The following is a 16,413-nucleotide window of genomic DNA, read 5'->3' as shown; positions in this document are numbered from 1 at the left end:
GACAATCAGTCTACGGACCTGCCACCAGATCACCTTTAAATGATCAATATGCCCCGGCGAGAACGCTGTTGATTGAATGCGATATAAAGGCCCGGGTTCGCAAATCTTAAATTCCTTGAAAAATTTGATTGGAACCGACCAAATACTTCAAAATAAGCAAATCGTGACAATCCAGGAATAAATTCAGAGATGAACGATATACCTGCATCGACGAAGCCGGATGCCACGAAGAGCGTCTTGCTCAGCGTGACTTCACTCATCGAGGCGATTGCAGGTTTCGCTCTCCTGGTCTCGCCGTCATCAGTCGTCATGATCTTGCTCGGAGCGCAGCCCCAATCTCCCTCCGAGCTTGTCGTTGCCCGCATTGCCGGAGCGGCCCTGCTGGCGCTGGCAGTGGCCTGCTGGCGCGCGCGCCCTGATGCGAGCAGCCGTTCGGCGGCGGGCTTGATCGCAGCCATGCTGGTGTACAACAGCGCAACGGTCCTGATCCTCACGGTTGCCGGGCTCAGTTCCGGGCCGCTTGGCATCGCCTTGTGGCCGGCTGTTGTTCTTCACGCCGCGATGGCCGTCTGGTGCATCACCTGTGTCCGGAAGTAGCTTTCCGCAGCCGGAAATCAGGTGACTGCGGTCGGCCGATCCGAGCAAGCGGGACGCCAAACGGCCCGCGCCCAGCCATCGGCTGCTATTTCTTCTCGGGCGCCTCGACCTCTGTCGCGCGCAGCGCCTGGACACCGACCGCCGCGACAAGGCCGGTCAGCACGATGCCGGCGAAACCGATGATCACGGCAAGCAGGCGCGAGCTCAGATGCGTCGGCGTGAAATCCCCGTAACCGATCGTGAAGCCGGTGACGAAGGTGAAGTAGAGAGAGTCGCCGATGCTCCAGTCCTCGATGCGTCCGATCAGGAAACCCGGCACGATCATCGCCGCCAGCACGCCGGAGAGGACCGGCCACATCACGCGGAAATGTCCGATGAGCGCGAAGAAGAAAGCGCGCCGCTTCTGTCTGGCGTCCATGGATCGAGACCCGCTTCAGCTTTCGCGAGGACAAGGATAGCGTTGGCCCGCTGCTCTTGCCAGTTTCGGGGGAACGCCGCGTTTGGTGCCTGCGCCAGGCGCTTCGAATGCGCATTTCGCGGCGTTGCATGCTGTTGCCCGGCTCCACGCGAAACCTGACAGGGTACGTCAGGCAAATGTCAGCTTCACCGGCGTAGGGTTTTCCCGTCGCCGCGCCTGCACGCCCCAGAACCCGGTCGCGGACCGGCAAAGAAAACTGCGAACGCTCCGTCATCCCCCGCGTAATCCGCCCGGGCGCACCGGCCGGACAATGCTGCGGCGAGCTGAATGCGCCTCGTTCCGAGTTCAGACTGTCGATCACGAGAATTTCCCAGGGAGGATCATCATGGTGACGCGCCGTGTCTCGCCTTTCCCCGCGATGTCCGGAGTAAAACGCCGGCTGACCAATCCATTCTGCCGCACGGGAGGCTATCTCGGGCTGGCGATCCTTGCCGTGTTACAGGTGAGCCTGACGGCAGGGCGCGCCGATGCCGCGTCCTCGGAGGGTTGCGAGGGCGGCGGCTTCACCGTGCTGGGACGCAGCCAGAACGCCACGATCCCCGCCAGCGCCCTTGGGACGAGCTTTCGCGTGCAGGGCAAATATGCCCAGTTCGATGTCGACTCGGCGACCTTGGGCATCCGCAACTTCACGCTGACCGGCGCGCCAAACCCGCTCGACATCACGGGAGGAGTGCCGACGCCGGTCTTCGCCAGCAAGCTCCCCGACCATCGTGGGCTGTCGCTGACCAGTTCCCTCACCGTCGAGATCAAGGAGACCGAGATCGAGATCGGGCGAACCGGCCGCGACCTCAGCATGAAGATCCAGGCCAAGGACTGCGCGACTGGCGGCATCTTCCAGATGGAGGCGGAGCGCGAGGACGGAACGCCGACGCTGTTCACTCATGTCCTGGCCGAAGGGACTACCCCCCAACTGAAGGCGTTCTATTTCGACAACCGCAACTTCCGGAAGCGGGAGGGCGACGAGGTTCCCTACAAGGAGATCACGGTTATCGTCCCGGCACGCGTCAATTTCGGCAATAACTTCTCCCGCAAGTTCGTCGGCAGGGACAGCCCGCAGGTGGCCACGCGCAGAGCGGAGCCGGGCTGCGTGAACCTGATCGCCACACGCTTCCCCGATCCCGCGACGGTGCGGCATTGCGGCGGCGTTTCCCGCTGGGACGTGGCGAGCGGTGGCCGCATGGGCCAGGTGATGGGCGAGGATGCCGTCGAGGTCGCCCCGTCGGCCACGGATTGCGTCAAGAAGTGCCAGGCGCAGAACCGGGTTCGCGGCCGGTCCACGGTCCTTGGCTTCCCCTTCCCTGTCGATCCGGCAGACCAGCTCAAGCCGCGGTCCCCGCCGCAACAGCAGTCCGGCGCAGCTCAGACGGTTGCAACGAATCCGTGAGGGCTTTTCCAGCGAGCGAACGGCTGATGCGCGATGACCGACCGGTGCCCCGCCGTTCGAGGGCGAGCGGCGGGGCTCCAGGCGGTGATGGCGTCGGAAGGGGATTACGGCGCCAAGCCCGACAACCAACGCGTTGCGACTCTTCTGGTTCCACAGCTTGCGCGGCATTCCTCAGGGAATTCGCGGCAAGCGAAACACATCAAGCGAAACACATGGGGCTCCCGCGGCCCCTCAGTACCTTGCGTCTTCGGGCCGATGCTTCAGGCGTGCGCCCTGAACTTCTCCAGAGCGCGCCGCGTCAGGTCCTCGTCATCGATGGCGATCATCACCAGGTTCGCCACGATATAGGCCAGCCGCTGTCGTTCGCGCTCGAGGTCCTGCCCCTCGTCGAGGCCAGGCCTGATCTTGTCCCAGGCCGCATCCAGCGCCGCCTGGGCGCGGGCAATGTCCACTGGATCCGTGAGCGATGAGAACGGCATCGTCTCTCCCCCCAAGACCTGACTGCATTCCCTGACAGCCTCGAAAATCCGGCCATCCCGCTCAAAATGCAAGCTCTCCGGCCGCGGAAGAAAGCCCGCCCCTTTCGGAGCGGCGGGCCAGTGTCGTCGGGTCTCGAGGAGATACCGGGTTAACCCGCAGCGTCGGCACTTGTTCCCACCACGTCAGCCCCCCTGCAGGCGCGCCCGAGCCTCGGCCTCGGTGCAGGAGCTGGGGAACGCAGAGGCGGGCTGGCAGTTGATCTCCGTCCAACGATCACAGGAGGTCCATCATGCCGGCGAAATCCAAAGCCCAGCAAAAGGCCGCGGGAGCGGCGCTCGCAGCCAAGCGCGGCGAGATCAAGACCAGTGAACTGCAGGGCGCGTCCAAATCGATGGCGAAGTCGATGAGCGAAAAGGAACTGCACGACATGGCTTCGACCAAGCGCAAGGGCAAACCCGAGCACGTGTCCAAGTCGCACTGAGTCTCGCTCGCCATCCCTGAATGTGACGGGCGGAAACCGATAGCCCCGGCGCAGGCGGAGCGATCGGCAGAGGCTGGCCATGAAGCCACTGGATGAAGACCTGTTTTCTTTCACCGACCCAAGGGAACATCGCCTTGGGATGAGCGTTACGCGCGCGGCCGCAGGAGGCGTCCGTGAAAACGCTGGTGTCGTGCTGCCTGGTCTTCCTCGTCGGCGGGTTGTGGTCGGTCGTGACCGGCACCGGCCCCGCCCGCGGGGCAACCTCCGAGTTGTTCTGGACTGCGATGGCGCTGGCCGCAACCGTCTCTGTCGCGGGCTTGGATGCGATCGACGACTGAGGGCTGAGGCCTTGCGTCCAGCGACCCTCACCCGGGACCTTGGCACCCCGCGGGGCGCGGCGGCGTGTTCAGCGTGATGGTATGGAATTGCTGGACGGCCCGACGGTCCGGCCGTTGCGAGGGGGCCCCGGTCGGTGCGAATGGCCTGTCGAGCGCCTCAGCGCGACCGTGCGGGCGCGCGCCTGGCACTCCGTCCGCGTCGGTCCATCGCGAGTTTGGCGAGTACGCAGCCGAACACCGCGATCATCAGGGGTGGCGTCCGCAACCGCGCGATCAGGAATCCCAGCGGAACGGCAAACTGCTTTGGGTATCGTCCTTCGGCAATGTCTCGAGCCATCCATAACCCGACGAGGTGAACGAGGGCGCGCATGCATCTTCCCTTCTGCAACCGATGAGATGACGGGACAGGGGCAGTTTCGCCCTGTGCATTGAACGGTGTTACTGCCGCCGCTTGTAGGGCGCCCCCGGTTTCGCCGGCCTCTGGACGGCAACCGGATCGCTCGCCGGAAAGGTCTCCTTCAGGGCATTGTCGAGCCGCTGATCGTCAGCGCGTTCGCGCCCGGCCCTGCGTTGGGCCTGCTGCTCCGTTCGGAGGCTCTCAATCGCCGGGTTCGTGTCTGGGCGCATCGCTCAACTCCATTGCGTGTCGTCGACAAAGGTCCGGGGGTAACGTTGCGCGGTTCGATCCGTTCCACCGCGATCTCCGTCGAGGACGCGGCCCGAGCGATCGCGAACCAAGCGATCGCGAACAAGTGACGGGGTTTGACGTTCCTCCCATGATGCGCGCGGGTCAGCCGCCCCTCAGCCGGAGAACCGCATATGGCGATCAAGCGCCCCGTCATCCTCATCGCCGGCGTCGCGGCCTCAGGCCTCATGCTCACCGCTTGCGACAGTCGCCCCACCTTGCCCGAGGAGGCTGGCTACGGCCCCAACCCGACATTGCCCGAGCCCAGGACGACATGGTTTCCGACCGTGAAGATCGCCGATGCCGTCGGTTGGAAACTGGGAGAGAAGCCGACCACGCCCAGCGGCGGCCAGGTGAGCGCATTCGCCAGCGGATTGCAGCATCCGCGCTGGCTCTATGAATTGCCCAATGGCGATGTGCTCGTGGCTGAAAGCGACGCGCCACCGAAGCCCGCGGACACAAGCGAAGGCATCCGTGGCTGGGTGCAGGGTCTGTTCATGAAAAAGGCCGGATCGCAGACACTGAGCGCCAATCGGATCATGCTGCTGCGGGACGGTGATGGCGACGGCGTCGCCGAGACGAAGAGCATCTTCCTGGAGAACCTCAACTCGCCATTCGGCATGGCCCTGATCGGCGACCAGCTCTACATCGCCAATGCCGATGCGCTTGTCCGCGTCGCCTACCAGCCAGGTGAGACCAGGAGCGCGGGCGCGCCGGTGAAGGTCGCCGATTTGCCCGCTGGCCGGAACCACCATTGGACCAAGAGCCTGACCGCCAGCGCCGACGGTGCGAGGCTCTATGTCGGCGTCGGCTCGAATTCCAATGTCGCCGAAAACGGCATGGCGGAAGAGGAGCGGCGCGCAGCCGTGCTCGAGATCGACCCGGCAACGGGATCGACGCAGGTCTTCGCGACGGGCTTGCGCAACCCTGTCGGGATCGACTGGAACCCTGCCACCAAAGACTTGTGGGTGGCGGTCAACGAGCGCGACGAGATCGGCGACGACCTGGTGCCGGACTACATGACCTCGGTGAAGCGCGGCGGCTTCTATGGCTGGCCCTACAGCTATTATGGCCAGCATCTCGACAGGCGCGTCGAGCCCCAGAAGCCGGAGCTGGTCGCCAAGGCGATCAAGCCGGATTATGCGCTGGGTTCGCATACTGCCTCGCTCGGGCTGGCCTTCGTGCCGGAGGGTCGGCTCGGACCGAATTATCAGGGCGGTGCCTTCGTCGGCCAGCACGGTTCATGGAACCGCTCGCGCCCGGTCGGCTATCGCGTGATCTTCGTCCCCTTCAGCGACGGCAAGCCTGCCGGCATGCCGAAGGAGATCCTGACCGGTTTCCTGAACGAGAAGGGCGAGGCGCGCGGCCGTCCGGTCGGCGTGCTGGTCGACCGGCAGGGCGGCCTGCTGGTCGCCGACGACGTCGGCAACACGATCTGGCGCGTTGCGCTGGCAAAATACTGACTGTGCGCCTTTCGGGTGGCCGAGGGGCGAAACCAGCCATCGCGGCCCGCGATCGCGACGCGCGGCGAGGTCCAAAGAGAAAGGGCCCGCAAGCAGCGGGCCCTTCCTGAATTGATGGATCATTCGATGATCTGAACGATCCTGCGGGTCTTCGGCTCGACCAGCACCGTCTGATCGTTCACGACGGTGTAGCGGTACTCAGTCTTGCCGTACCGCGCCGGAACTTCGCGGTAGGTGACGGTGTCGGGAAGGGTCGCACCGACGACAACCTTCTCCCGATAAGCCACTGACGGGACCTTCTGCTCCCTGACATAGGTGCGGAATTCGGTGCGCTGGTCGGCCGCAATGCCACCGACGATCGCACCGGCCGCGGCACCACCGACGGCACCGACGGCAGCGCCCGCCGGGCCGCCGACAATCGCACCCCCCACGGCTCCGGTCGCGGCGCCAGAGGCGGCCCCGCCTGCAGCGCCGGAATTGGACTGGGCAAACACGGTCGCCGGCATGACTGCAAGCACAGTCACAAGGACAATCTTCTTGATCATAATCGATCTCCCATTAGCCCCCATCCGGCTAGAGGAACCACCTGCTAAATCATTGGTTCCATGAATAAATATTCATAAACGAGGTATCCGACCCGTGTTTCTCGGGCCAGGCGGGCACGGCGCCTCGGCGGTGTTCTTCCCGGACGCGCGAAACCAATCGCGTCTGCTCGGCGTTATCAGCTTGACTTGACTGAGCACCAACCAACGGGTGCAATGCGATGCATTTCCAGTCTTGAAACGGGCGCCCGGGATTGACGATGATCTCGCTGACACTGTCTGACGGATCTCAGGTTCCACTTCTGGCGCGCCGGGTCGCCCGGATCAGGCGGGCGCTTCCCGGTGATGGCGACCCGTTGGCCAAGACCCGTATCGACTGCGTCGATGTCCTGCTGGTGATCGAGCTGCCGGACTATGTCGCCGCTGTCGTTGGCGAGAAACTCCCGACGCTCGCAGAGCTCACCCTGCCGGACGGATCGCCGGTCTGGTTCGACGCCGAGAAGGCAGCGGGGCCGCTTCCGCTCGATTCCAGGCACCAGGCGGATGGAATCCTGTCGTCGCTTGAGATCAGCGGCAAGCGGCAGTTCGTCGGCAGCTCCCATGACGACGTTGCCGAGGTGATATCCTCCGCCGGTGGCGCGGCGCTCCCGATCCCGAGGGCGGGTCTCTTCAGTAAAGCGATCGGTCTTGTTCAATCGATACGCGACATCCGCTCTCACGATCGCGAATGGGACTAGATGCGCGGTTCGACCTTGGTCCGATAGTGGCTTCGACGAGTCGCAAGACCTTTGGCGCTATCTCGGATTTCAAAACGGCTTCATGATTGTCCTTCAGCCGGATGAGGCGGGACAAGAGTTGATGATCAATCCTTGGCTCATATCGGAGCAGTTCGAGTCCGTGAACTGCACGGTTGCTGTCTGGACGGGAGAGAGCCCCACGGCAACCTTCCCCGGCATACGCGCCGCTGCGCGTTATGCAAACGCGGCCTTGCTCGGTGGCTCGATCGTCGAGATCATCATCGATCACGCCAATGGTTGCGCCATCATCATTCGGGATGATGATCTGATTGCGCTCCTTGAATACGCTGCCTTCAACTAGGTTCCAGGTTGGAGCGCGCCATCGGCGGCCGACCACTCCCCCTGTTGTCTGCAACATCAGCGCCTCGAAGCCCACGCGGCACAATCAATGACACGTGAATCGGACGACGTGGAGCGCGCCACCCGTTGATGGGGATGCCTGGGAAAGTCGAGGATGGGCTTGATCGTTCGACTTGCCCAGTTCGACATGCGCCGGGACACACTAGCAAATGACATTGAGATAAGTCCGGTTCGGTGCTCAAATGATCAGCTCGCCAGACGGGACTTTTCGTGGTGGGAAGCTCCGGATTGGCGGCGCCGCGAGGCCGTCCATGCAGCGAACCACAAGCGGTCATGCCGCGGTATCCCCCGCTGACGCGGCTCGCCAGGCACGCGAGCAGACCACACTTTTCCGGTTCACCGATCGGTTGTTTCGAGCCCGTACGCTTGCCGAGACCTACGAGGCTGCGCTCGACGCCATTTGTGAAGCGCTTGCGACCCTGCGAGCCTCCATCCTTCGCTTCGACGAGGGTGGGACAATGCGTTTCGTCGTCTGGCGCGGGCTTTCAGACGAATACCGCGCAGCTGTCGACGGCCATGCGCCTTGGAATCGTAGCGACCGCGAGGCCGATCCGATCTTCGTTTCGGACATCGCTCTCACCAGCGAACCGCGGCGGCTCATCGAGAGCATCATCGGCGAAGGCATCCATGCCCTGGCCTTCATTCCGCTCGCGGGGGCCGACGAACTCACCGGCAAGTTCATGGTCTACTATGACACGCCGCGGGTTTTCACCGAGCACGAGCGCGACATCGCCCTGGTGATCGCGCGCCAGCTTGGCTTTGCCATCGAACGCCATACGGGCGATGCCTCCGCCCGCCGCCTGGCAGCGCTCGTCGAGTCGTCCGATGACGCCATCATCGCCAAGGATCTGAACGGTCTGATCACCGACTGGAACCCCGGTGCCGAGCGCCTTTTCGGATATCGGCGGGAGGAGGTTCTGGGCCAGCCGATCATGCTGCTCATTCCTGAGGACCGGCGTGACGAGGAGCCACGGATCCTGGAGCGCATTCGCGCCGGGGAGCGCATCGAGCACTACGAGACCATGCGCCGGCGCAAGGATGGAACCCTTGTCGCGATCTCGCTGAGCATCTCGCCAATCAAGGATGCCAGGGGCGAAATCATGGGCGCCTCGAAGATTGCCCGGGACATCTCGGAGCGGCGACGTGCCCAGGACCAGCAGCAGCTGCTGCTTCGCGAGATGAACCACCGCGTCAAGAACGTCTTCGCTCTCACGAGTGGGATCGTCAATCTCAGTGCGCGCTCAGCCGCAACCCCGGCGGAGCTTGCGTCCACTGTTTCCGAGCGCCTTGCCACCCTGTCACGCGCGCACGCGCTGACCATGTCATCCGTGGCCGCGGGGCTGGAGCCGGCGGCAACCACGCTGCACGCCCTGATCGCTGCAATCCTGGAGCCCTATCGAGCCGGAGAACGGTCGCGCAGCGAGATTCGCGGCGCTGACATACCGGTGCCCTCCACCCTGGTCACATCGCTGTCGCTCCTGCTTCATGAGTTCGCGACCAACGCCGCCAAATACGGCAGTCTTTCCACCCCGGACGGCATTGTCGAGATCACGTGTTCGGATCGATCGTCCGAGTTCGTGATCGTCTGGTGCGAGCGCGGCGGTCCATCGCCCGAGAGCACGGGAAGCGAAGGGTTCGGGAGCCGGTTGGTCAAGGCGACGGCAAGTCAGCTTGGCCGGGTCAGCAGAGTTTGGGACCCGGCGGGCGTGATCATCGAACTCGTTATCGAGCGTGACAGGCTCGGAGCCTGACGCGCTCTTCCAGCGCAGCCACAACCGCCCTCGCCGCTCCCAACAACCGCGCCGACAGGGCTGGCGCGTGCCGACGCCGGTGTCCTCCGGATCCACGTCTTGGTCGTGTGGAAGGCGCTGGCCTCACGAGCATCCCGGGCGCGGACGGCCCGCCTGCACAGCAGAACGCCTCAAACAGCACCCGCCCCACGTCACCGATGAGCCGATCATCGCTCAGATGAAGAAGATTGGGATCGAGCCCGGCAAGAACCTTGACGACATCGTGCGCCTTCGACCGCGAGAGCCGCGCTTCCGGTCGTTTGTCGTGCCTCGCCTCAGGGCGTCAGCGGCAACGCCTTCAGTTCCTTCCGCGCCGTGCCAAAGGTGCCGAGCTGATAGACCGATGCGCCGGTCGGCGAGAACGTGAACGCGTCGAATGGCTCGGCCAACATCGTCTTCAAATAGGTTTCCGTTCCGACGCCGATCGTCACATGCGGATTGAAACCCTTGCCCGCCGCGATCGTGACGAAGTTGGAGACGTACTCGATCAGGGATTCTTGAATGTCGCGTCCGCCATCCCCGCTGAAGAACGCCGCCGGGGTTCCGGTCTTGGCGGTGTAGGGCGCAACGGCCTTGATGAGTTCATCCTGGAGCCGATGCAGGTCTCCAGTCGGTTCGACGACGATCCCCGCGAGGCCGACCGGCGGAGCAGGGATGTAGTAATATTTGAATGCCTTCAGCGCCCATGACGTCGGCTTTTCCTTGGTCAGAACCGCATTCGCCGCGGCGAATACCTTATCGAGGTCGGCCGTGCGGACGAACTGCTGCACCATCGTGACATGCGGGTGGTGCGTCTCATCCAAAGCAAAGCCCTTCGGGAAAGACTTGAGCAGTCGCGCGTTGGCGTCCTTCGCGTGCTGAAGCATCGTCGCGTCGGGTTCGAGCGCGATGTCGATCGCTGTCAGGGGATTTTGTTGCGCGACGGCGCCTTGGGCGAAGCCGAGCACCAAGGCCAGCCCGAGGCCGATGGCTGCAAGAACGCGCGCGCGTGGACGACCCCGGCAATCCAGAGGGGCAGGAATACTTGCAAAGACGGAAGTCTTCATCGCTGTGCTCCCTGAATGTTCAGAAGACAGGTATAGACCAGGGGAGATTAGTCGAAAGCGGCCTGGCGCGCGATGCGCTTTTGGCGGCCTGCAAGTGGTGGTTCGGTGCCTTGGAGGACCGCTCAAAGCTACAGCGATCAGTTGCAGAGGGGGCCTTTTGGGTCATTTGTGACCAGGCGAGCCAGCAGGCGTCAGTTCACTGCTTTGGGTCGGCCGCAGATCGGGGTTTTCAGGAATCGCAAGTTACCCGGAGGAAAAATGCCGGCCAGCGCAGCGGCCAAGGCCGCGCCGACCGGCGCGCCCGCAGTGGGAGGGGAAAGCGAGCAATAGTTAGCTTATCTCGCTCGATGACCAAGAGAACAGCGACAAATGCATCTTCGCTATGCGTTCATCATTTCAAATTTGTAAGCAATTCTGATTTTTCAACTATAATACACGAGTATAATTGCCTCGATATCGACTTGTAAAACCGGCCTCGCGCAGCGCTGAACGACCAGCCCGACTGGACCTGACCATCCCGCGCATCCGTTCATCGCGGCGGTCCGATTGACCGTCATGCTGAAAGGAACGCGCGTTGGGGCACTCCGGAGAGCCGGTCCGGACCGACCTCATCCCCCCGAAAGCAGCGAGGCTCCGACATTGATACCGAAGGCCAGAATGGTGGTGTTGAAGAAGAACGAGAGGATGGAATGGGCGAGCACGATCGTCCTGACCTCGCGCGTGGTGACACCGATGTCAGACGTCTGCGAGGTGCAGCCGATCGTGTAGGAAAAATAGAGGAAATCGACATAGTCAGGCTCGCCCTTCCCTGGAAAATCCAGGCCGCCCTCGGCGCCGTCATCACTGTAGAAATCATGCGCGTAATGCAGCGTGAAGAAGGCGTGCACCAGCGCCCAGGAACTGACGATGGTGACGGCGCCGAGCGCCAGGTGCAGCGCCTTTTCGTCAGGCGGCACGCTCTTCAGGCCGGCGAGCTGAATGCCGATGGCCGCGACGCTTGCGGCGGCGGCCAGGCAGGCGATGACCAGGATGGCGAGCGCACCTTCATCCTGCTCGGCGGCGCGCGCCTTGATCTGTTCGACGCTCTCGCCAAAGATCATCGTCGTCAGCATGCCGAGATAGAGGATTGCGCCGGCGTCCCACGCCACCAGGAGCCGCGTCACCCACCCCCAATCGCGCGGCAGCAGGATCGTCAGCAGCGCCACCGCAGCCAGCGCGATCAGAAGGCGAGGTCGAATGAGCAGGGATCGCGGAAGCAGCCTCATCGGGTCTGACGCCTGCCGCCGGGGAATCCGTCCAGGACGGAGCAGTGTCGGCTATTCCCGCGTGACGACATGGTCTGGCGCATCTCGGACGGCTGGGGAAGAAACCGACCAAGACTGCGTCCACGTCTCGGAGAGGGTGCGGTTTCGTGACTTGAGATAGGCCCGCAAGTCGGCAGTCTGCCCTACTGGCAGGGTCGCGTCGAGGATGACCCGAAAGCCTTTCGTGGCGGGATTGGCAGCGATGATGGTGTTGGTGATCACACCGGCCGTTGTCGAGGCGACGATCTCGACACGCTTGGGATCGCTCAGGAAATAGGCCAGATCGCCATCCCCAAAATCGATGATGAAGCGCTGCTTGCCGGTGCCTTCGGCGTCGGCCTCGCGGCTGTCCCAGCCGCTGAAGCTGTTGCGGACCTGCCCCATGGGATGGAGCTCGTTCGTCGTCGACAAGGCCGTGATGCGATAGCTGAATTCGCTGGTCTTGCCGGTCTCGAGCGGTTGAGCCGGCGTCCAGCACGCCACGATATTGTCGAATGCCTCGTTGTTGGTCGGGATCTCGATCAGGTCGACGCGGCCCTCGCCCCATTCGCCGATGGGCTCGACCCAATAGCCCGGCCGGGCGTGATACTGCGCTTCCAGGTCCTGGTAATGCCCATATTCGCGATCGCGCTGCATCAGGCCGAAGCCGCGCGGGTCGCGGTCGCCAAAACTGGAAATCCGCAGGTTCTTGGGATTGCGGATCGGTCGCCAGATCCATTCGCCGGAACCGGCCTGCATCAGGAGCCCGTCGGAATCATGGACCTCCGGCCGGAAATCTGTCCGGTGTCCAAGGTCCCCCTCGCCCGCGAGAAACATCGACGTCAGCGGAGCGATGCCGAGCCGCGGGATCTCGACGCGCGGCAGGATCGTGGCCGTGACGGTCATCGTGGTTTCGCGGCCGGGCGACACGACATAGCGGAACGCGCCGGCTACGGAGGGCGAATCCAGGAGGGCGTAGATCACCAGATCGAGACTGTCTGCCTTCGGTTCTTCCAGCCACAGGGCGCGGAAGAACGGAAACTCCTCGGGCTGCTTGCCGCCGACGTCGATCGCAAGGGAGCGGGCAGAAAGCCCGTAGCGATGGCCCCGGCCGATCAGCCTGAAATAGCTCGCCCCCAGAAACGAGATCACCTCATCCTGGACCTTGGGATCGTTGAGCGTGGTCGTCACCGCAAACCCGGCAAAGCCAAGCGACGGTGAAAGCTGCTTGGGAACCGGCACCTTGCCGTATTCGAAGAGGCCGGTGGTGAACGGGATCGGTATGGCGTTGCCATCCCTGACCACATGCAGCTGCACCGGCTTGTCATGGAGAAAGCCGAGATGAAACGGCAGCAGGCGAAAATCGGAACCGCTCTCCTGCCACAAGGCCTTTTCACGGCGGAAGCGGATCTCGCGATAGCCGTCATAGGTCAGCTTCGACAATTCCGCGGGAATGGTCAGGCCGCCGGGATCGAAGGGCCGCTCACCCAGCACGCGCGCCTGCCTGACGACATCGTCGTAACCAAAGCGGCTGGCGCCAGGTTGAGGCGTCGGAGCGGCCTGCGATACCGGCGCCCTCGCCAGGAAAGCCGTCGAGGCCAGCGCCGCCAAAGCGGAACGACGTGTGAGGGAGTGGCTGCCGCCTGCGGTCATCATGATGGTCCCGTCATTCCAATACGAGCCTAACCCTCCCTCACTCCCAAGGTTCCCTGCGTTCACCGGACGAGGATTTGGCGGTCCGACGCCGGACCGGCTCGCCTTGGGCCAAATCCACGAAGCGCGTCGGGCAAGCCCGCCAGAGCCACCGCTGCAGCCGCAGCGTCCGGGCAGCTCGGGCCTGATGTCAGAGCCCATGAAACGGCCGCAACCCGTTGCCTATGCGGAATTTTCGTCCTGATTTCTGTCCGGATGCCGTTGCCTGCGCGTCGCCAGCGCACGCTCGAGCGATCTCGCCTTGCGCCGGGCGTCCCGCAATTCCTCGATCGTCGGCTGCCACCAGCCCCGGGCCAGCTCTGCCCCGGGTGCCGGCTGCCGTGCCGGCCATGTCCGCACCAGCTCATCATGACCGGGCCTGCGCCAACTCGCCCAGACGAAATCGCCGGTGGCGCCGGCACTCCAGGGGTAATGCTGGCGCAGGCTTTCCCCGTCGACGAGCTCACCCGTGACCTCGGTGAAGACCAGCGCGCCGACGTGAGACATCAACGGGCGGTCGCCGGGCGGGAGCTGATCGGCAAGGACCGGGTAGCGATGGCGTTGCCGCTCCCTGGCACGTGCGCTCAGCTCGCGATGCTCGGCGGAGCCCTTCAGCTCGTCTCGCCGGCGCTTCCGCTCCGCCGGCTCGTTGCGGCGCGCGGCCTCCTCGATCGCCGGCCAACGACGCCGGAGTTCCCCCAGCGAGCGATAGGGAATGCGCCAGAGTTTTTCATCGCCATCCCACCAGGCCCAGGGCACGGCGCGCAATTCCGCGACGACGGTCCTGGAGTAAGGCGTCCGGAGCAGCAATTCTTCGGCCGGAACGAGATAGTCGCTCGTGATCGGGTCGAATGCGAAGGCGTCCCTGCCGCGCGCATCGGCATGGGCGAGGACGCCCGAAAGCTCCCGCTGCAGCCAGCGATCAAGCCGCCTTTCGGCCGTGCTCCCCGGTACGAACCAGGCGCGGCGATCATCGCGCCAACGCGCCCGGGGAAAGGCCGCGCGGAAGCGCTCGACGAGCCCCGCGTCATAGGGGAAGGACGCGGTCGCGCCCACCCTGCCCTCGACAGTCGGTTCGACGCTGATGCTCTCTAGCGGGGATGGCATCGTCGATCCGCCCTTGCCCTCTCCGACGGTCGGAATGCGAGCATGACGGATCGTGGCGCGCGTGGCACCCCTGCCGATCACTCAGAATGTGATCTTGACCGAGGGAGCGCTGCGCTCGGCCTCGCCATGGAAGACGGCCTCGATATTGTTGCCGGCGGGATCGAGCAGGAAGGCGGCGTAATAGCCGGGGTGATAGGGGCGCTCGCCCGGCGCACCGTTATCCCGGCCCCCGCTTTCGAGACCGGCCTTGTGGAACGCGTCGACCATGGCGCGATTCCTGGCCTGGAAGGCGATATGGTGCCGGCCCGTGAGCTCGCCCTGCGCGGCCTTGCTCTGCGCGCTCGAGACGAAGAGCTCGTCCACCCAGAAGTAATCCTCCGCCGTCCCGCCGATCGGAACGTGGAGTTCGCGCAAGATCGCCTCGTAGAACCGGCGGCAGGCGGCGAGGTCTGCGACGACGAGCTGGATGTGATCGATCAGCCGGCCGCGATGCAGTTCCTGCGTTTCCATCTCTTCCTCCCGTTTCGATTGCCCGCACCAACGCGGACGAGGCGCAGTCGTTCCCTGTCCACCATGCGCCTACCACTTGTTGTCAGCAGCGTCGGCGCCTCGAAGCCCGATCGGCGTCCGAGGGCCGCGCCTCCCGCCCCACAAGGTCTGGCGTTCGGCTTCCGAATTCTGTTCGTCGCCGACAGACTCATCCACATCAGGAGCGCGATGACCGCGCCAGCCGGTCCGCCGAAACTGGCACCGTCGAGATCACCTGTTCGGAGCGAGAATCCGGCTTCGTGATCGTCTGGCACGAGCGCGGGGGCGCAGCCGCCGAAGGTTTCGGAAGCCGGCGGCTCAACGCGACAGCGAGCCAGCGTGGCCGGGCCAGCAGGGTTTGGGATCCTTCGGGCGTCGTCATCGCACTAGCGATCGAACGAAACGGGCTCGAAGCCGGACGCACGAAACCTTGGCGGACGCCGGCCGGATTCGCCGCGGTTCCGCCTGCGGAACGACAACCCCGCGATCCGCACTTGCAGCGCTTCCCACTCCGGCAGCCCCGGCCGGGAACGCTCCTCAAGCCAGGTCGACCCATGCTGGCGCATGATCGCTGGCATTCGGCAGCCCGCGAATGTGGCGGTCGACACCCGCGGCGACAAGCCGCTTTGCCGTGACCGGGTTCAGCAGAAGGTGGTCGAGGCGCAAGCCAGCGTCGCGCTCCCAACGGCTGCGCATATAGTGCCAGAACGTGTATATTCGCTCGTCGGGGTAGAGCGCGCGCAGGGCATCCGTCCAACCCTGCTCGATGATGCTGCGATAAGCGGCACGGCTCTCCGGCTGCACGAGCGCGTCGTCATCCCAGGACGTGGTGGGGTAGATATCGAGCGCTGTCGGCGCGACATTGAAATCACCGGCCAGGATGATCGGCACCTGGTTGGCCAACAGATCGGCGGCATGGCCGCTCAGGCGCTCGAACCAGGAGAGCTTGACGTCGAATTTCGGCCCCGGTTGCGGATTGCCGTTCGGGAGATAGAGCGAGGCGATCAGGATGCCATTGACGGCCGCCTCGATGTACCGGGCCTGCTGGTCGGAAGGGTCGCCGGGAAGGCCCCTGCGCGTCACAATCGGGGTCGTGCCCTTCGCCAGGATCGCGACCCCGTTCCATGTTCGCTGCCCCCACCAGACGGCGCCATATCCAGCCTTCCCGATCTCGACCTCGGGAAATTCACGATCGCAGGATTTAAGCTCCTGCAGGCACACGACATCGGGCTCTGTCGTTTCGAGCCAGTGCAGGAGGTTCGGGAGCCCTCGCCTGACATTGTTGATATTATAGGTCGCCACCCTGAAGACGTCGCGCTTTCGGCGGTGCCTGGACATCACGCCAGAGCCTCAACCGAAATC

19 protein-coding genes are annotated in these 16,413 nt (G+C 64.1%); 8 read left to right on the top strand and 11 right to left on the bottom strand.

Annotation, left to right across the window (positions count from 1 at the left end):
* Positions 1-35 precede the first annotated feature (35 nt).
* Positions 36-458, bottom strand: a complete 423-nt coding sequence (locus AB4099_RS08635) for a hypothetical protein (RefSeq protein ID WP_441477749.1) — start codon at positions 456-458, stop codon at positions 36-38.
* Between AB4099_RS08635 and AB4099_RS08630 the strand changes: the two genes are divergently transcribed.
* A complete protein-coding gene (locus tag AB4099_RS08630; RefSeq protein WP_441477748.1) occupies positions 457-597 on the top strand; it encodes a hypothetical protein in 141 nt (46 codons plus the stop codon). The genes AB4099_RS08635 and AB4099_RS08630 overlap by 2 nt on opposite strands.
* Positions 598-682: 85 nt before the next feature.
* Here the strand turns inward: AB4099_RS08630 and AB4099_RS08625 are convergent, their stop codons facing one another.
* The gene (locus AB4099_RS08625) at positions 683-1,015 is read right to left on the bottom strand and encodes a potassium channel family protein (protein ID WP_113516655.1); all 333 of its coding nucleotides are present in this window, start codon (positions 1,013-1,015) and stop codon (positions 683-685) included.
* Between the two features lie 385 nt (positions 1,016-1,400).
* On the opposite strand from AB4099_RS08625, the gene AB4099_RS08620 reads away from it, so the two are divergent.
* Positions 1,401-2,459 carry a hypothetical protein gene (locus AB4099_RS08620; protein WP_441477747.1) on the top strand — a complete coding sequence of 353 codons (1,059 nt, stop codon included), beginning with the start codon at positions 1,401-1,403 and terminating at the stop codon, positions 2,457-2,459.
* Positions 2,460-2,719: 260 nt separating this feature from the next.
* Here AB4099_RS08620 and AB4099_RS08615 read toward each other — a convergent pair whose 3' ends face one another.
* Positions 2,720-2,938 carry a hypothetical protein gene (locus AB4099_RS08615; protein WP_113516654.1) on the bottom strand — a complete coding sequence of 73 codons (219 nt, stop codon included), beginning with the start codon at positions 2,936-2,938 and terminating at the stop codon, positions 2,720-2,722.
* A gap of 290 nt (positions 2,939-3,228) precedes the next feature.
* On the opposite strand from AB4099_RS08615, the gene AB4099_RS08610 reads away from it, so the two are divergent.
* Both AB4099_RS08610 and AB4099_RS08605 read left to right on the top strand, forming a co-directional pair.
* A complete protein-coding gene (locus AB4099_RS08610) occupies positions 3,229-3,420 on the top strand; it encodes a DUF3008 family protein (protein ID WP_113516653.1) in 192 nt (63 codons plus the stop codon).
* A gap of 173 nt (positions 3,421-3,593) precedes the next feature.
* Positions 3,594-3,758 carry a hypothetical protein gene (locus AB4099_RS08605; protein WP_162768261.1) on the top strand — a complete coding sequence of 55 codons (165 nt, stop codon included), beginning with the start codon at positions 3,594-3,596 and terminating at the stop codon, positions 3,756-3,758.
* 438 nt (positions 3,759-4,196) lie between these two features.
* On the opposite strand, the gene AB4099_RS08600 is transcribed toward AB4099_RS08605, so the two are convergent.
* Entirely contained in the window at positions 4,197-4,385 is a 189-nt protein-coding gene (locus tag AB4099_RS08600; protein WP_441477746.1) for a hypothetical protein, read from the bottom strand.
* 192 nt (positions 4,386-4,577) lie between these two features.
* Here AB4099_RS08600 and AB4099_RS08595 point away from each other — a divergent pair, with 192 nt between their 5' ends.
* A complete protein-coding gene (locus AB4099_RS08595; protein ID WP_441477745.1) occupies positions 4,578-5,906 on the top strand; it encodes a PQQ-dependent sugar dehydrogenase in 1,329 nt (442 codons plus the stop codon).
* Between the two features lie 119 nt (positions 5,907-6,025).
* On the opposite strand, the gene AB4099_RS08590 is transcribed toward AB4099_RS08595, so the two are convergent.
* A complete protein-coding gene (locus tag AB4099_RS08590; RefSeq protein WP_113516649.1) occupies positions 6,026-6,451 on the bottom strand; it encodes a DUF1236 domain-containing protein in 426 nt (141 codons plus the stop codon).
* Positions 6,452-6,708: 257 nt separating this feature from the next.
* Here AB4099_RS08590 and AB4099_RS08585 point away from each other — a divergent pair, with 257 nt between their 5' ends.
* The 3 genes from AB4099_RS08585 to AB4099_RS08575 all read left to right on the top strand — a co-directional run bounded on the left by AB4099_RS08585 (position 6,709) and on the right by AB4099_RS08575 (position 9,356).
* Entirely contained in the window at positions 6,709-7,185 is a 477-nt protein-coding gene (locus AB4099_RS08585; RefSeq protein ID WP_113516648.1) for a hypothetical protein, read from the top strand.
* Between the two features lie 121 nt (positions 7,186-7,306).
* On the top strand, positions 7,307-7,546 hold the full coding sequence (locus AB4099_RS08580) for a hypothetical protein (protein ID WP_162768260.1): 240 nt from the start codon (positions 7,307-7,309) through the stop codon (positions 7,544-7,546).
* Positions 7,547-7,856: 310 nt separating this feature from the next.
* A complete protein-coding gene (locus AB4099_RS08575) occupies positions 7,857-9,356 on the top strand; it encodes a PAS domain S-box protein (RefSeq protein ID WP_441477744.1) in 1,500 nt (499 codons plus the stop codon).
* A gap of 314 nt (positions 9,357-9,670) precedes the next feature.
* On the opposite strand, the gene AB4099_RS08570 is transcribed toward AB4099_RS08575, so the two are convergent.
* The 6 genes from AB4099_RS08570 to xth all read right to left on the bottom strand — a co-directional run bounded on the left by AB4099_RS08570 (position 9,671) and on the right by xth (position 16,389).
* Entirely contained in the window at positions 9,671-10,441 is a 771-nt protein-coding gene (locus AB4099_RS08570) for a 2'-5' RNA ligase family protein (RefSeq protein WP_441477743.1), read from the bottom strand.
* Positions 10,442-11,049: 608 nt separating this feature from the next.
* The gene (locus AB4099_RS08565) at positions 11,050-11,706 is read right to left on the bottom strand and encodes a DUF1345 domain-containing protein (RefSeq protein ID WP_441477742.1); all 657 of its coding nucleotides are present in this window, start codon (positions 11,704-11,706) and stop codon (positions 11,050-11,052) included.
* A 51-nt stretch (positions 11,707-11,757) separates the two neighbouring features.
* Positions 11,758-13,380, bottom strand: a complete 1,623-nt coding sequence (locus AB4099_RS08560; RefSeq protein WP_441477741.1) for an OpgD/OpgG family glucan biosynthesis protein — start codon at positions 13,378-13,380, stop codon at positions 11,758-11,760.
* Between the two features lie 219 nt (positions 13,381-13,599).
* Positions 13,600-14,523, bottom strand: coding sequence for a hypothetical protein (locus AB4099_RS08555; RefSeq protein WP_441477740.1), 924 nt, complete (start codon positions 14,521-14,523; stop codon positions 13,600-13,602).
* Between the two features lie 81 nt (positions 14,524-14,604).
* Positions 14,605-15,033 carry a VOC family protein gene (locus AB4099_RS08550; protein WP_441477739.1) on the bottom strand — a complete coding sequence of 143 codons (429 nt, stop codon included), beginning with the start codon at positions 15,031-15,033 and terminating at the stop codon, positions 14,605-14,607.
* A 555-nt stretch (positions 15,034-15,588) separates the two neighbouring features.
* Entirely contained in the window at positions 15,589-16,389 is an 801-nt protein-coding gene (gene xth / locus AB4099_RS08545; RefSeq protein WP_441477738.1) for an exodeoxyribonuclease III, read from the bottom strand.
* Between the last annotated feature and the right edge of the window lie 24 nt (positions 16,390-16,413).

Origin of the sequence: Allobosea sp. 2KB_26, assembly GCF_052115715.1 — a bacterium.
Lineage (GTDB): Bacteria > Pseudomonadota > Alphaproteobacteria > Rhizobiales > Beijerinckiaceae > Allobosea.
Note: the sequence above shows the minus strand (reverse complement) of the source record. Positions and strands in the feature narration are given on the sequence as shown.

What these genes read in the sequence shown, in the direction of transcription:
- AB4099_RS08590 (WP_113516649.1), bottom strand. Translation starts at nt 6,451, where the DNA reads ATGATCAAGAAGATTGTCCTTGTGACTGTGCTTGCAGTCATGCCGGCG.
- AB4099_RS08555 (WP_441477740.1), bottom strand. Translation starts at nt 14,523, where the DNA reads ATGCCATCCCCGCTAGAGAGCATCAGCGTCGAACCGACTGTCGAGGGC.
- AB4099_RS08610 (WP_113516653.1), top strand. Translation starts at nt 3,229, where the DNA reads ATGCCGGCGAAATCCAAAGCCCAGCAAAAGGCCGCGGGAGCGGCGCTC.
- AB4099_RS08595 (WP_441477745.1), top strand. Translation starts at nt 4,578, where the DNA reads ATGGCGATCAAGCGCCCCGTCATCCTCATCGCCGGCGTCGCGGCCTCA.
- AB4099_RS08560 (WP_441477741.1), bottom strand. Translation starts at nt 13,380, where the DNA reads ATGATGACCGCAGGCGGCAGCCACTCCCTCACACGTCGTTCCGCTTTG.
- AB4099_RS08580 (WP_162768260.1), top strand. Translation starts at nt 7,307, where the DNA reads ATGATCAATCCTTGGCTCATATCGGAGCAGTTCGAGTCCGTGAACTGC.
- AB4099_RS08585 (WP_113516648.1), top strand. Translation starts at nt 6,709, where the DNA reads ATGATCTCGCTGACACTGTCTGACGGATCTCAGGTTCCACTTCTGGCG.
- xth (WP_441477738.1), bottom strand. Translation starts at nt 16,389, where the DNA reads ATGTCCAGGCACCGCCGAAAGCGCGACGTCTTCAGGGTGGCGACCTAT.
- AB4099_RS08620 (WP_441477747.1), top strand. Translation starts at nt 1,401, where the DNA reads ATGGTGACGCGCCGTGTCTCGCCTTTCCCCGCGATGTCCGGAGTAAAA.
- AB4099_RS08615 (WP_113516654.1), bottom strand. Translation starts at nt 2,938, where the DNA reads ATGCCGTTCTCATCGCTCACGGATCCAGTGGACATTGCCCGCGCCCAG.
- AB4099_RS08570 (WP_441477743.1), bottom strand. Translation starts at nt 10,441, where the DNA reads ATGAAGACTTCCGTCTTTGCAAGTATTCCTGCCCCTCTGGATTGCCGG.
- AB4099_RS08630 (WP_441477748.1), top strand. Translation starts at nt 457, where the DNA reads ATGCTGGTGTACAACAGCGCAACGGTCCTGATCCTCACGGTTGCCGGG.
- AB4099_RS08565 (WP_441477742.1), bottom strand. Translation starts at nt 11,706, where the DNA reads ATGAGGCTGCTTCCGCGATCCCTGCTCATTCGACCTCGCCTTCTGATC.
- AB4099_RS08600 (WP_441477746.1), bottom strand. Translation starts at nt 4,385, where the DNA reads ATGCGCCCAGACACGAACCCGGCGATTGAGAGCCTCCGAACGGAGCAG.
- AB4099_RS08575 (WP_441477744.1), top strand. Translation starts at nt 7,857, where the DNA reads ATGCAGCGAACCACAAGCGGTCATGCCGCGGTATCCCCCGCTGACGCG.
- AB4099_RS08635 (WP_441477749.1), bottom strand. Translation starts at nt 458, where the DNA reads ATGGCTGCGATCAAGCCCGCCGCCGAACGGCTGCTCGCATCAGGGCGC.
- AB4099_RS08550 (WP_441477739.1), bottom strand. Translation starts at nt 15,033, where the DNA reads ATGGAAACGCAGGAACTGCATCGCGGCCGGCTGATCGATCACATCCAG.
- AB4099_RS08625 (WP_113516655.1), bottom strand. Translation starts at nt 1,015, where the DNA reads ATGGACGCCAGACAGAAGCGGCGCGCTTTCTTCTTCGCGCTCATCGGA.